General features: G+C 70.3%; 15 protein-coding genes. 13 read left to right on the top strand and 2 right to left on the bottom strand.

Features of this window, described 5'->3' with window-relative positions; genetic code table 11:
* The first annotated feature begins 105 nt into the window (after nt 1–105).
* The 6 genes from LZ199_RS07430 (at nt 106) to LZ199_RS07405 (ending at nt 3,753) form a co-directional block, all read left to right on the top strand.
* Nucleotides 106–714: a TetR/AcrR family transcriptional regulator gene (locus tag LZ199_RS07430; protein WP_253992936.1), complete on the top strand. Its 609-nt coding sequence runs from the start codon at nt 106–108 to the stop codon at nt 712–714.
* A gap of 98 nt (nt 715–812) precedes the next feature.
* Nucleotides 813–1,223, top strand: coding sequence for an SET domain-containing protein-lysine N-methyltransferase (locus tag LZ199_RS07425; RefSeq protein ID WP_163865314.1), 411 nt, complete (start codon nt 813–815; stop codon nt 1,221–1,223).
* Between the two features lie 165 nt (nt 1,224–1,388).
* Complete coding sequence (locus LZ199_RS07420; protein ID WP_253992935.1) at nt 1,389–1,571, top strand: hypothetical protein; 183 nt, start codon at nt 1,389–1,391, stop codon at nt 1,569–1,571.
* Nucleotides 1,572–1,591: 20 nt separating this feature from the next.
* A complete protein-coding gene (locus LZ199_RS07415) occupies nt 1,592–1,960 on the top strand; it encodes a PilZ domain-containing protein (RefSeq protein WP_253992934.1) in 369 nt (122 codons plus the stop codon).
* 31 nt (nt 1,961–1,991) lie between these two features.
* Complete coding sequence (locus tag LZ199_RS07410) at nt 1,992–2,396, top strand: cytidine deaminase (RefSeq protein WP_253992933.1); 405 nt, start codon at nt 1,992–1,994, stop codon at nt 2,394–2,396.
* Between the two features lie 16 nt (nt 2,397–2,412).
* Nucleotides 2,413–3,753, top strand: coding sequence for a 5'-deoxyadenosine deaminase (locus LZ199_RS07405; RefSeq protein WP_253992932.1), 1,341 nt, complete (start codon nt 2,413–2,415; stop codon nt 3,751–3,753).
* Nucleotides 3,754–3,763: 10 nt separating this feature from the next.
* Here LZ199_RS07405 and LZ199_RS07400 read toward each other — a convergent pair whose 3' ends face one another.
* Entirely contained in the window at nt 3,764–5,119 is a 1,356-nt protein-coding gene (locus tag LZ199_RS07400) for a sensor histidine kinase (RefSeq protein ID WP_253992931.1), read from the bottom strand.
* A 261-nt stretch (nt 5,120–5,380) separates the two neighbouring features.
* Here LZ199_RS07400 and LZ199_RS07395 point away from each other — a divergent pair, with 261 nt between their 5' ends.
* From LZ199_RS07395 to LZ199_RS07385, 3 genes are all read left to right on the top strand, one after another.
* Nucleotides 5,381–6,118, top strand: a complete 738-nt coding sequence (locus LZ199_RS07395; RefSeq protein ID WP_253992930.1) for a PspA/IM30 family protein — start codon at nt 5,381–5,383, stop codon at nt 6,116–6,118.
* A 48-nt stretch (nt 6,119–6,166) separates the two neighbouring features.
* Complete coding sequence (locus LZ199_RS07390; RefSeq protein WP_253992929.1) at nt 6,167–7,354, top strand: ABC transporter substrate-binding protein; 1,188 nt, start codon at nt 6,167–6,169, stop codon at nt 7,352–7,354.
* A 76-nt stretch (nt 7,355–7,430) separates the two neighbouring features.
* Entirely contained in the window at nt 7,431–8,198 is a 768-nt protein-coding gene (locus LZ199_RS07385; protein ID WP_253992987.1) for a hypothetical protein, read from the top strand.
* Between the two features lie 35 nt (nt 8,199–8,233).
* Here the strand turns inward: LZ199_RS07385 and LZ199_RS07380 are convergent, their stop codons facing one another.
* Nucleotides 8,234–8,497: a hypothetical protein gene (locus tag LZ199_RS07380; protein WP_253992928.1), complete on the bottom strand. Its 264-nt coding sequence runs from the start codon at nt 8,495–8,497 to the stop codon at nt 8,234–8,236.
* 287 nt (nt 8,498–8,784) lie between these two features.
* Between LZ199_RS07380 and LZ199_RS07375 the strand changes: the two genes are divergently transcribed.
* From LZ199_RS07375 to LZ199_RS07360, 4 genes are read left to right on the top strand one after another with little or no spacing between them, the layout of a single operon-like run.
* On the top strand, nt 8,785–10,446 hold the full coding sequence (locus tag LZ199_RS07375) for a hypothetical protein (protein WP_253992927.1): 1,662 nt from the start codon (nt 8,785–8,787) through the stop codon (nt 10,444–10,446).
* The gene (locus LZ199_RS07370) at nt 10,443–11,144 is read left to right on the top strand and encodes an ABC transporter ATP-binding protein (RefSeq protein ID WP_253992926.1); all 702 of its coding nucleotides are present in this window, start codon (nt 10,443–10,445) and stop codon (nt 11,142–11,144) included. The genes LZ199_RS07375 and LZ199_RS07370 overlap by 4 nt, the downstream gene beginning before the upstream one ends.
* Nucleotides 11,141–12,424: an ABC transporter permease gene (locus LZ199_RS07365; RefSeq protein WP_253992925.1), complete on the top strand. Its 1,284-nt coding sequence runs from the start codon at nt 11,141–11,143 to the stop codon at nt 12,422–12,424. The genes LZ199_RS07370 and LZ199_RS07365 overlap by 4 nt, the downstream gene beginning before the upstream one ends.
* Nucleotides 12,421–13,233, top strand: coding sequence for a hypothetical protein (locus LZ199_RS07360; protein WP_253992924.1), 813 nt, complete (start codon nt 12,421–12,423; stop codon nt 13,231–13,233). Before LZ199_RS07365 ends, LZ199_RS07360 begins: the two co-directional genes overlap by 4 nt.
* The last annotated feature ends 1 nt before the right edge of the window (nt 13,234 follow it).

The raw sequence follows: 13,234 nt of genomic DNA, 5'->3' as shown, positions 1-13,234 counted from the left end.
CGCCGAGCGCGGGTCCGCGCGGGCAGGGACCTGAGGATGTATACCGATTGGTATAGATGTAGAGCCGCTGGCCGGGAGCCGTCAAGGGGATTAGTATCGAACGGTATGAAACCGAAGACGGCAGCCGCCCAGGTGGGGCGTCCCCGGGGCTTCGACGTGGACGAGGCCTTGGACCGTGCGCTGCGCTTGTTCTGGCGGCAGGGGTACGAGGGCACCTCCCTGTCGGACCTGACGGAAGAGCTCGGCATCAACCGCCCCAGCCTCTATGCGGCGTTCGGCAACAAGGAGTCGCTGTTCCGCAAGGCGTTGGACAAGTACGTGGAGCGCCACCTGGTGCTCTACCACCAGGCGTTCGCGCTGCCGACGGCCCGCGCCGCGGTGGAACACCTGCTGCTCGGGCTGGCGGACGCGCAGACGCTTCCTCGCGGACCTCGGGGGTGCATCACCGTCCAGGGCGCGCTCGTGAGCGGGGCGGACGCTGTTCCCATCCAGAAGGAGCTCGCCGCTCGCAGGGCCGCGGGGGAGAAGGCCCTTCGCGACCGCCTGGAGCAGGGGCAGCGGGAAGGGGATGTGCCGGCCCATGTCGACTGCGCCGACCTCGCCCGCTACTTCACCACTGTCACCCAGGGCATGTCCGTCCAGGCCGCCACGGGCGCCAGTCGCGAGGAGCTGCGGCGCGTGGCCCGGACGGCGCTGTTCGCCTGGCCGGCCTGACGACGCAGGGGGCTCCAAGGCGCCTGGGGGCTTCGCTCGGTCCTTCACGTCCGCCCCGGAACGCGGCATCTTTCCGGTCCCAACGGCGGCAGGGACGCATGAACACGGGCGAAGCGCTGTATCTCCATCCGGGAGTGAAGGTCCGGCCCTGCGAGTGGGGCTTCGGCGTCTTCACCGATGAATTCATCAAGGCGGGCGAACTCATCGAGGAGTGTCGCTACCTCAAGATGCTGCAGAAGCACACGCGGCATCCCCCGCTCGACGACTACGTCTTCCAGATTCGCTGGGGCGAGCGCGAGCAGCAGCCCGCGGGGGACTGGGTCGCGCTCGTGCTGGGCTACGGCATGCTCTACAACCACGCGAAGGAGCCCACCGCCGCGTACTACCGAGCGGCGGACCGCGACATCTTCACCTTCTACGCCTTGCGGGACATCCACCCCGGCGAGCAGATCTTCATCAGCTACGGCGAGGAGTGGTGGGACACCCGGAACGAGGACGTCCCCCCTTGAGCCCTGGGGCGCACCCCGGGGCGTGAACGGGCCCTGGGCCGTCCGGGTTCGACGCGGGGCGGCAATGGGGCGCACTCCCGGTACAGGACATTCCCGGGGGAACGCGTCCGGGAGTCGAAATTCGGCGCCTCCCTGGCGGGTGGGCAAGCGTATGATGGGCGGCGGATGGTGCTTCATGAACACGTGACGGAGGCGGCCGTGGCCGTTCGCCGGGGGGCCTGGGAGCAGGAGCCGAGGGTGGGCTTCGACTTCCCGGACGATGCCCTGCTGGCGGGGCCGGGTGAGCCGCGCGCGTGGACTCGTGGGCGGGCCACCTCCCAGGCGCTTCCGACCGTGGTACGGGCATGAGCGTCAGGACTGGAACGGCGATGGCCGAGAGGAACAACTCGATGAGCGACAAGGCCGAGGACCGGCGCGACTCCCCCCGGATTCCCATGCGCCTGAAGGTGCGCCGGGCGGGCAGTACGGCGGACTTCGAGGCGCGGGATGGGGACCTGTCCCTGGGCGGCTGCGCCTGGAATGGCCCCGGACTGGAGGCGGGCGCGAAGGTGGAGGTGCGCTTCACGCTGCCCATCCTTCCCGATGAGGTGGAGGCCCGGGGCGAGGTGCTCCACGTGACGGACGGCCCGCAAGGCCCCGCCGCCCACGTGCGCTTCGAGGACCTGCCGGTGGAGGCGGAGCTGGCCATCGCCCGCCACCTGGACGACATGCGACTCAAGGGCGAACAACCTCGCTGAGGCCCACCCCGTCACCTCGGAAGGCGGCGACATGGCGGATGAGATTCCCTGGGAGCGGCTGTTCGAAGAGGCCACCCGGGTGCGCGAGCGGGCCCACGTGCCTTACTCCCGCTTCCCGGTGGGAGCGGCGATTCTGTACGCGGACGGCTCGGTGATGGCCGGCTGCAACGTGGAGAACGCCACCTATGGCCTCACCGTGTGCGCGGAGCGCAATGCCTTCGCCGCGGGCGTGGCGCAGGGCCGCTCCCAGCCCGTGGCGGTGGCCGTCGTGGCCAACACGGACACGCCCGTGCCTCCATGCGGCATGTGCCGGCAGGTGATGGCCGAGTTCGGTCCGCCGCAAATGCAGGTGCGCAGCCGCACCCCTCGTGGGGACGAGATGCGTTACTCCCTGGGCGAGCTGCTGCCGCACGCCTTCACCAAGGACTTCCTCTAAGAGAGCCTGAGCACCCGTGGATCTGCTTCTGACTGGCGGCACCGTGGTGACGATGAACCGCGAGCGCGAGGTGCTCGTGGGCGCGGACGTCCTCGTGCAGGACGGGCGCATCGCGAAGGTGGGCCGGGGCCTGAAGGCCCGTGGCACGCGACGGGTCATGGACATGGCGGGGAAGGTGGTGCTGCCGGGCCTCATCCATGGCCACCTGCACGCCTGTCAGACGCTGTTCCGGGGACGCGCGGATGGGATGGAGCTGCTCGACTGGCTCCGCGAGCGCATCTGGCCCTTCGAGGCCTCCCACGACGCGGCCTCCATGCGCGCGTCGGCGGACCTGACCTTCGCGGAGCTCATCCGCTCGGGCTCCACGGCCGCGCTCGACATGGGCAGCGTGCACCACTACGACGCCGTCTTCGAGTCCGCGCGGGACTCGGGCTTCCGGCTGGTGGGCGGCAAGGCGATGATGGACGCGGGCGCCAACGTGCCCGACGGGCTGCGCGAGTCCACCGCCGAGTCACTGGCCCATAGCCTGGCGCTGCTCGAGAAATGGCACGGCACGCACGAGGGCCGGCTGCGCTACGCCTTCGCGCCCCGCTTCGTGCTGTCCTGCACGCCGGAGCTGATGCGCGAGGTGGCGAAGCTGTCGCGTGAGCACAACGTGCGCATCCACACCCACGCCAGTGAGAACGCGAAGGAGACGGACGCGGTTCGCCAGTACTCGGGCGGCCGGGACAACGTCGACTTCTTCCACACGCTGGGGCTGACGGGGCGGCACGTGACGCTGGCCCACTGCGTGTGGCTGTCCGCGGAGGAGCAGGAGCTCATCCGCGAGACGAACACCGTGGTGTGTCACTGCCCCGGCTCCAACCTCAAGCTCGCCTCGGGCATCGCCAAGGTGCCGGAGCTGCTGGAGGCGGGCGTGACGGTGGCGCTGGGCGCGGATGGCGCGCCCTGCAACAACACGCTCGATATCTTCAACGAGATGCGGCTGGCGGCGGTGCTCCACAACCCGCGCGTGGGGCCTCGCGCGATGACGCCCATGCGCGTCTTGGAGATGGCCACGCTGAATGGCGCCCGGGCGCTGGGGCTGGAGGACGAGGTGGGCTCGCTCGAATCGGGCAAGCGCGCCGACATCACCGTGGTGGACGTGAGCGGCCTGCACTGTGGCCCGTCGTCCGAGGACGTCCTGGCGCCGCTGGTGCACTCCGCGCGCGGCAGCGACGTGACGCACGTCTTCATCGACGGCAAGCCGGTGTTGAAGGACGGCGTGCTCACCACGCTGGATGCGGCGTCGGTGATGGCGACCGCCCGCTCCAACGTCGAGCGCATCCTCCGCCGCCGGCAGCGCGCCCGCGGCTAAAGGCGGCGGGTCAGGCGGGCAGCCGCACCAGGAAGGACGTGGGCCAGTCCGGAACGTCCTCCACGGAGAGGCTGCCTCCGTGGGACTCCACGGCCAGCCGGGAGAAGTACAGCCCCAGGCCGTAGCCCCGGCGGTTGTCGCGCTCCTGGTCGCCCTGCACGTACTTGTCGAAGAGGCGCGCGCGCAGGTCCTCGGGAATCGGCGGGCCGTCGTTGCGCACCGCGAGCCACGGGCCTCGTGCGTCGGCGCCGCCCTCCAGCAGCACCCGGCCGCCGGTGGGCGCGTAGCGCAGCGCATTGGTGGCCAGGTTCTCCACCACGCGGAAGAGCAGCTCCTGGTCACCGTGCAGCGCCAGCGCCCGGGGCGAGACGACATCCAGGGTGAGCTTGCGGGCGCGGGCCACGTTCTCCAGCGAACCGCGCACCTCCTCCAGCAGCCGGCCCATGTCGAGCGGCACCTTGCGGGGCTCCAGCCGGCCCTGCTCCAGCCGCGTCACGTCCATCAAGTCGGTGAGCATCCGGTCCAGGCGCGCGGTGACGGCCAGGCCCGTGCGCGCGGACTCGAGGAGGTGGCCCTGGGGGAGCTCCTGCTCCATCCAGGCCAGCGTCATCGTCAAGGCCGACAGGGGCGAGCGCAGGTCATGGACGAGGAACTGCGTCAGCAGCTCCTTGTCGCGCTGGAGCGCCCGGAGCTCGTCGTTCTTCGCGTGCTCCTCGTCGAGCATCCTCGCGATGGTGCGCCGGGCCTCTTCCACTTCCTGGAAGCGGCGGGCCTCCAGGGCACTGTCCACTTCCACGCGGGTGAGGGCCCCCGCGAGCACGCGCAGCCGCCCGGTGCCGTAGTGCTTCACCGCGGCGACCATCATCAGGGTGACGACGGCGATGACCACGGCGCCCCAGCCCACGCCGGCCTCGCGCATCAGCGCCGCCTGGGCCACCGACGACAGCGCGGCGGTGCCGTAGACGACGGTAGGGCGCAGGGCGAGCCCGCTGAGCGTCACGACGAGGGCGAAGAGGCCCAGGCTGAAGCCCGCCACCCCGGCCGGGAAGGGGGAGATGGGGAGGGCCAGGTGCTGCAGGCCGTAGACGAGGGCGACGTCCACGGGGGACTGGACGATGCCCAGCCAGCTCGCCTCCGGGCGGTTCCTCACGACGAAGAGGATGGTGGCCACGCCGACATAAGGGGCCAGGAGGAGCGGGTAGGGGCTCCAGTCCTCGCCGCCGCTCAGCCACAGCGTCGTGGTGACGAGCAGGAAGAGCAGCGCGCCGACGAGGCGCACCGCCGCCCCCGTGCCCAGCACGCTTCGTCGCTGGGCGTCCACCGCTCGCGCCAGCGACTCATCGAAGGAGGAGTGGGTCCAACCCAACGCACTGTCCACGCGGGGAAGGTTTTCCCTGCTTCCCGGCGCCAGGGCAAGCCCCCGCTGGGGGAGGCCACTGGGGGACGGCTCGTGGGCTCCCTCTGGAGGCTTTCGAGCAGGGAGGTGCGATGGGACTTGTGGGTGGTCGGCAATCGCCTTAGGTGAGTTCGCGTAGCACTGATCAGAGGGGCGGATGCGGCTGCTTGCTCTTCCCTGAGTTCGTGTAAGGTGACTGCGAGTAGGTCTGGACGGAGGTAGACCGGCGACATGTGGGACAGACTCAAGAGGGCGTTGCGCAGCTTCGCGGGCTTCTTCGTCTCCTCCATCGAGGATCCGGAGCTCATTCTCGAGCAGAACATCCGTGACCTGAACGACCAGGTCCCGAAGATGAACGAGTCCATCGCCATGGTTCGGGCGAACGTGACGCTGCTGGAGAAGGAGAACAGCAAGTACAAGGACGACGTGCGCGGGCTGACGGCCAAGGTGAAGGCCGCCATCCAGGCCGGTCGTGACGACCTGGCGGCGCAGTACGCCACCAAGCTCCAGGTGGAGAAGGACGCGCTGGAGCGCAACGAGGCGCAGCTGGAGACGGCGCGGCTGGCGTATGAGAAGGCGCTGAACGTCAAGAAGGCGTTCATGCGGGAGAAGGACAAGAAGACGGCGGAGGCGATGACGGCCATCCGTGACGCGCGGCGCGCCAAGTGGCAGGCCAAGGTGGCCGACACGATGGAGTCCTTCACCGTCGCCGGCATCGACTCGACGCACGACGAGATGCTGCGCAAGGTGGAGGAGCGCACCGCCGTGAACGAGGCGCGCATGCAGATGGCGCTCGAGTCGGTGGACCACCAGTCCGCGCAGATTGAAGAAGAGGCCGAGAAGATCCAGGCCAACGAGCTGGTGAAGCAGTTCAAGATGGAGATGGGGCTGATGGAGAGCCCCGCCCCGGTGTCGGACGTCGGTGGACAGACGGGGAAGACCATCGGCAAGAAGGTCGGAGTCGAGTAGGCCCCGGCCGGTCGGCACGATGAAGGGAAGAGACCTGGGAACTGACGGATGAAGCTCCACCGTGGGCCAGGTCTCTTTCTCTTCTTGTTCCTGTGCGTGCTGGGCGCGAGCTGGGTGCTCGCGTCCCGCATGGGATATCTGGACACGCTCCAGGCGCGCTTCTTCCCCTCCGTGCGCGAGGCGGTGCGTCTGTCTCCCGGAGACTTTCCCGCGGGCGTGTCCGCGCCGGTGGCGGACGTGGCGTCCGTGCCGCTACGGCCGGTGCTCATCGGCTTCACGCCGCGAGGCTCGGCGGCGGGACTGCTCGTCGCGGCGGGCGGCGCGACGACGCTGGACAACCCGGCGGCCCCCCCCAACGCGGCGCAGGGCTTCCTGAAGACGGCCTATGCGCTGGATGCGCGGGCGGTGCTCTTCGGCCGCGAGGAGGAGCTGCGGCAGGCCCTGGCCATCGGCGCGGAGAACGGCGGCGTGGACATGGCCATGCTGTCGGTGGACCGGCTGGCGTCCTGGGCGCCAGGGCTGCGAGACGCGGCGCCGAGGACGATATTGCTGGCGGGGCGCAGCCGGGGGCAGGAGGCGCTCGCGGCGGTGGGCGTGACGGACCTGGCGAGCCTGCGAGGCAAGCGCGTAGGCGTCTACCCCTTCAGCTCCACGCACTACTTCGCGCTGTGGGTGCTGGCGCGTGCGGGGCTGCGGACGACGGACGTGCGCTGGGTGGACCTGCCCTCCACGCTGGACGCGGGCCGGGCGCTGCGCGAGGGCCGCGTGGACGCGGTGGTGGGGCTGTGGGGCGACGTGGAGCTGGCGGCGAAAGACAGGGGTGGGACGGTGCTCGCGACGACGGCGGACGCGCCGCACCTGGTGGCCACGGTGCTGGTGGCGCGGGGTGACTTCGCGGCGCGCTATCCGGACGCGGTGAGGCGGGTGCTGCGCGGGATGCTGGACGCGGGGCAGAGTGTGCTGAAGGACCCGACGGCGGGGGCTCGGATGCTGGGCGAGGTGGCGCCGTACCTGGGTGACCCGATTGAGGCCATCCGCAGCGCGCCGCCGGCGACACTGGCGGACAATCGAGCGTTCTTCGGCCTTTCCGGCGAGGCGCCGGTCACCTATGACGAGCTGTACCAGAGCGCCGCCGCGCTCTTCCAGAAGCTCAAGCAGGGACCCCAGGTGCCACTCGCGGAGGATACGAGGGACCTGGGAGCGTTGAAGTACGTGTCGGAGGCGCGCGGTCCCTGAAGCAAGTCGACCGGGCGCTGGGAAGGGGAGGTTGGACGTGGCGAAGAAGTCGCCGAACTACATCAAGGCCGCATTCATGCTGCCGGCCAACCTGGTGGGGTTGGGCACGGCGGCCGCCTCCGCCGCGCTGACGGGCGAGCCATTGCCCGCCTTGCTGGCGCTCGGGCTGGAGGGGCTGTACCTGGGCCTCTTCTCGTCGATGCCGCGCTTCCAGCGGGCCATCCGCTCGCGGGAGCAGACGGACCCGGAGGCCGCGCGCAAGGCGGTGGACTCGCTCCTGGCGGACCTGGCTCCGTCGCAGCGCGAGCACTACCAACAGCTCGTCGGGCTCAAGGAGAAGATTCTCGCCAACTACCGCAAGCTGCCGGGCGGCAAGGTGCTGGAGTCGGACAGCGAGCCTCGGCTGGACGCGTTGCTGACGTCGTTCCTGCGGCTCATCTCCACGCTGAATCAGTACCGCTCGTACCTCAACAGCTCCGACCGGGGGAATCTCGAGAAGGACGTGCGCGAGCTGGAGGAGGACGTGGCGCGCGAGACGAACCCCCGGTTGAAGGACGTGAAGCAGAACCGGGTGGACATCCTCCGCAAGCGGCTGGCGCGCTTCGAACAGGCGAGCGAGAGCAGGGAAGTGGTCAGCCACCAGCTCGCCGGCATCGAGGACATGATGCGGCTGACGCACGAGCAGTCGATTGCCATCCGGGACCCGGAAGTGGTGAACCGGCAGCTCACCATGCTGAGCGCGGAGGCCGAGGCCACCGACGAGTCCGTGCGGCAGATGGAGCAGTTCCTGGAGTTCACCGAGGAGACGCGCGGCCCGCTGCCGCATGGCTCGCGGGTGCGCTGACGCGTCGTCGCGGGAGGCTTCGCCCGGGTTGAGTCTCAGGGAGGCTGTTTGTCCCTTCCTCTGTCTCGCGAAGGCAGAAACTCCTTGAAGAGCTCTACGACTCCGCGCGGGCCCTCCGCCAAGAGGGTGATGACAGCCATGGTCACCATGAGAAGTCCCTGGCACGTGTAGATGCCCAGCCCTCCGCCGACGAAGAGGCCCACGAGGCTGACGGCGGGATGGATGCGCCACCCGAAGATGGCTCCGACGACGGCGCCCGCGAGGGCACCCAGAATCACTGTCAACTCGATGAGCGTCATGAGGCTCCACGGCGGGGATTGATGCCCCTCATGTTTCAAGCGCCGTGCCCTTGCTCCGCCGTGACGAGACTCCATGGAGGAGCCCATCTGGACCCGTCAGATTGGCAATGGCGCAGTGCCACTCGCTGACTAAATGGCCTCGGCTCGCCTTCCGGAGTCACGCTGGCGAGCCGGGCCTCTCCCGCGAAGTTGCCTGCCCATCATCCGGGTCCCTTGGCCGGGAGGCGGACGTACGCCCCGCACAGGAATACATTGACTCTCCGGCCCAGCCGTCCTGTCCTGCCGTCATGTTCCGCCGAGCCTGGCTTCCGACCCTCCTCCTCGTGCTCGCCGTCGCGGGCTGCTCACGCTGTGGCAAGGACGAGGGGCCCGTCGCGCCCACTGCCTCCGGCCCCGCGCGCTACCTTCCTCGCGATGCGCAAGCCTCCGTCGTCATCGCTGACTTGGGGGCGCTCGGAGAGAAGCTGGCGCGCTTCCAGAACCTGAAGGTCGCCTCCTTCGCCGCCCAGCTCCAGAGCTTCTCCTCGGCGGAGGGCTACGTGAATGCGGTGATGCGCCAGGTGGGCGTCGACCTGCGCAGCCGTCAGGCCCTGGAGGCCGCGGGCCTCGCTCCCGAGCGCGGCGCCGGAGCGGCCTTCCTCGGCGGCAATCGCGCCGTCTCCGTCGTGGGCGTCAAGGACGCGCAGAAGCTCGAGGAGACGTTCGCCGGCTTCGCGCGCACCCGACTTGGAGCCTCCGAGAAGAAGGAGGAGAGCGGCGCGGGCGGCAAGCTCGTCACCTTCAGCCGCCCGGGCTCCGCCGACGCGGCGCTGGGCCTGCTCTTCATCGACGGCGGACAGTTCGCCCTCCTGGGCGTGGGCCCCTCCGTCGCGGCGCTGCGCCCCCTGGCCAGTCAGACGGAGGACAAGTCGCTCGCGAAGGAGCCCATCCTGGCCGCCTCCCTCCAGCGCCTGCCGACGAAGCGAGACTTCCACGTGTTCCTCCCGGGCGGCACCGGCCTGCTGCTCCCCGCGGGCACCGTGCAGGGACTCACGTTGACCGGGCTCATCGACGAGCGCTCCGTCACCGTCCACGCGGACGCGCCGTGGCCGGACACGAAGGAGTCGCTGGCCGCGTTGGACCCGGTGACGGACGCGGCGGACCTGCGGGGCTTCCTGCCTCCGGACAGCTTCTTCGTGGCGCGGTTCCGGGGCGACCCGTCCCAGCTCGACGGCGTGTGGCCCTACCTCGTCGGCGACTACCTGACGCGCGCGGTGCAGAAGAGCGGGCTCGACGTGAAGGCGGAGGTGCTCGACAACTTCAAGCCGGGCACGGTGCTGGCCCTGTCGCTGTCGCCCAAGGTGCAGCTCGGCTCCGGCATGCCCGCGCTCGACTTGCGCCGCACCAACCCCTTCCGCTTCGTGAACCTCGTGGCCCTGTCGGACCTGGAGGATGCCGCGCGGACGCAGGCCCTCCTGGAGAAGCTGCCGCAGCTCTCCAGCGACTTCGGCGCCAAGGTGGAGGCCTCGGAGCTGAAGGGCGGCCAGCGCGTGTACCTCACGACGTATCGCGCGGGAGAGGGCGCCCACTTCGCGCTCGGTCCCAACGGCAAGCTGCTGGTGGCCTCGCCCCAGTCGCAGCTGGAGGCCTCGCTCGCCACCCTCGCGGCGAAGGCGGGTGAGGGACCCCTGTCCTCGGACCTGAAGGACGTGGGCCAGGACGCCGCTTTCAGCGCGGTGCTGGATTTGCGCCGGCTGGCGGACTCGGTGAAGAACCTGCCGTCGGAGGCCTGGGGCATTGGCGGCTTCGCCATCAAGGCCACCACCGTGCGCTGGCTGGAGGCCACCGATGACCTGCGCGCCGTGACGCTGTCCGTGTCGCGCAAGGAGCGCGCGCTCCAGGCGGAGATGTCCCTGCGCCTCACCCCCACCTCGCCGTCTTCCACCACCACCCAGCCGGCCACTCCGTGATTCACGCTCGAGACGTCACCAAGGAATATCTGGATGGAGATGGCACCCGGGTGCGGGTGCTCGATTCGATGTCCCTGGACGTGGAAGCCGGGGACTTCGTCGCCGTGGTGGGCCCGTCCGGCAGCGGCAAGTCCACGCTGCTGCACCTGTTGGGCGGCCTGGATGTCGACTACCGGGGCGAGGTGAAGGTGGGCGGGGTGACGCTCGGGGGCCTGAAGGACAAGGCCCTGGCGCGCTTCCGCAACACGCACGTGGGCTTCGTCTTCCAGTCCTTCCACCTCATCCCCAACCTGTCCGCGCTGGAGAACGTGCTGCTGCCCTCGTACTTCGGCCCGCGCACCTCGGATTCCGTCAAGCGCGCGGAGGCCCTGCTGGAGCGCGTGGGCCTGGGCGCGAAGAAGGACCGCGCCCCGGTGCGCCTGTCCGGTGGCGAGCGTCAGCGCGTGGCCATCGCCCGCGCCCTCTACGGCGGCCCCCGGCTGCTCCTGTGTGACGAGCCCACCGGCAACCTGGATGCGGCCACCGGTGACGGCGTCATCCAGCTCTTCCGCGAGCTGCACCGCGAGGGGCTCACCGTGCTCGCCGTCACGCACGAGGAGCGGATGAGCGTCGCCGCGCGGCGGGTGTTGCGGCTCAAGGAGGGCAAGCTCGTGGAGGAGCGCGCCACGGAGCGCGTGGCCCTGGGAGGTGCCCCGTGAGGCTGGACGCGCTGTCCCGACTGGTCCGACTGAGCCTCGCGCGCGAGCGCCGGGGCGCCTTCTTCTCCGCGTTCGGCGTGGCCATGGGCGTGGGCACGCTGGTGTTCTTCATCGGCCTGGGCCTGGGCGTGGGCCAGGTCATCCGCGAGAAGATCTTCCCCAACGACGCGCGCATGGTGGACGTGGTGCCCGCGGCGGTGTCGCTGGGCTCGCTCCTGGGCGGCGGCAAGCTGGACGCGGAGGCGGTGGAGCGCCTGCGCACGCTGCCCGGCGTGGAGGCGGCGCACCGGAAGATGAACGTGCGCGTGCCGGCGGTGACTCGCTACGACGGCGTCTTCTTCGGCACCAAGCTGCGCATGGGCATGGAGGTGCTGGCCATGGGCGTGGAGCCGTCGCTCGTGAAGGGCGACTCGCAGCTGGGCGAGTTCAAGGACCCGGGCGAGGGACAGCCGATTCCGGTGCTCGTCTCCACGCGGCTCCTGGAGCTGTACAACAAGACGTTCGCCCCGGCGCGCAAGCTGCCGCAGCTCTCCGCCAACATGATTGTCGGCTTCGGCTTCCCGGTGGAGTTCAACCGCTCCTACGTGTCGGCGAACTCCGCGTCGGGGCCCAGCCGCTCCGCGCAGACGCAGGTGGTGGGCGCGTCGGACCGGGCCATGTTCGCCGGAATCACCATTCCGCTGGAGACGGCGATGCGCATCAACCGCGAGGCGGGCGTGGACGCGGACACCTTCACCGGTGTCACCCTCGTCGCCACGGACCCGTCCAAGGTGCCCGCGCTGGTGGACGCCGTGAAGGCCATGGGCCTGGAAATCGACGACCAGGAGCGCCGCATGGCGGAGAACACGGGCGCGGCCGTCGCGCTCACGACCTCCGCGCTGGCGCTCCTGTCCATCCTCATCTGCATCCTGGCGGCGGTGAACATCGCCCACGCGCTGTCGGCCTCGGTGCGCGCGCGCGCCAAGGAGATTGGCGTGATGCAGGCGGTGGGCGCGTCGCGCTCGGACATCCGGGCCATCGTCCTGGCCGAGTCCGCCGTGGTGGGCCTGGCCGGCGGGGCCATTGGCACCGGGGTGGCGCTCCTCGCGTCCCTGGGCGTCAACCGCCTGGCCGCGGGCTACCTGCCCAACTTCCCGTTCAAGCCCGACAGCTTCTTCTCCTTCCCCTGGCCGGTGGTGCTGGGTGGGGTGGTGCTGGGACTCCTGGCCGCGCTGGCCGGGGCCTACTTCCCCAGCCGCCGCGCCGCCGCCACCGACCCCGCACGGACGCTCGCTGGATGACGCTCCCCTCCCGAAAGACGCTGCTGGGCAATGTGCTCAGCCTGGCCGCCATCGCCTGGATCTACGGAGGAGACCTGGCCGACGCGCTGCGCGCCCGGACCGCCGATGTCTCCGCCCTCGTGGAGCTGCCCTCACCCATCCGCCCCTCGGTGGTGCTGGCGCTGGCCGCCCTGGCGACGGTGGTCGCCGTCATGGGACTGGTGCAAGGCAAGGTCGAGGGCTTCAAGGGCTTCCGGCTCCTGCCCATCGTCCTCGTCGGCGCGCTCTTCGCGGACCTCGTGCTGGCGGAGAGCCGCATCCCCATCGACTCCACGGACATGGCGTCCATGAGCCTCCAGCGCTTCCACAAGCTGGCCCAGGCCCTGTCCACCCAGGACGCAGTGGCCGAGGACCCCCGCGTGCTCCAGCCCCTGCTGGAGGAGTTGGGGCGGCCGCCCTACCTGGTGCATGGGGAGCCGCTGACCGCCTACGCCCTCCAGGTCCGAAAGGACTGCGAGGGCCCGGTACGCGATGCCCCAGGCGTCCGTCCCGGGACGCTGTTGTACTGCGTCGCCCCCGAGCGCAAGGGCGCCTGGGTGACGCTGGTGGGCCTTGCCGCGGAGAAGCGCTTCGGGGCGCCGGAGCTGCTCTCCGCCGAGGGGAAGGTGCGCTTCCTGCTGGTCCAGCCCGCCATCGCCGAGGAGGACCCGCCCGAGCCGGGCACTGCGTTCCGGGATGCCCCGGCCGAGCCAAGCCCGGCGTTCCGGGATGCCCCGGCCCCCGCGGCCGAGGGCGGCACCGACGGAGGCACCTCCAGTCTTCAACCTTGAG

It is taken from the genome of Myxococcus qinghaiensis (assembly GCF_024198215.1).
Lineage (GTDB): Bacteria > Myxococcota > Myxococcia > Myxococcales > Myxococcaceae > Myxococcus > Myxococcus qinghaiensis.
This window is presented reverse-complemented; position numbering and strand designations above follow the sequence as displayed.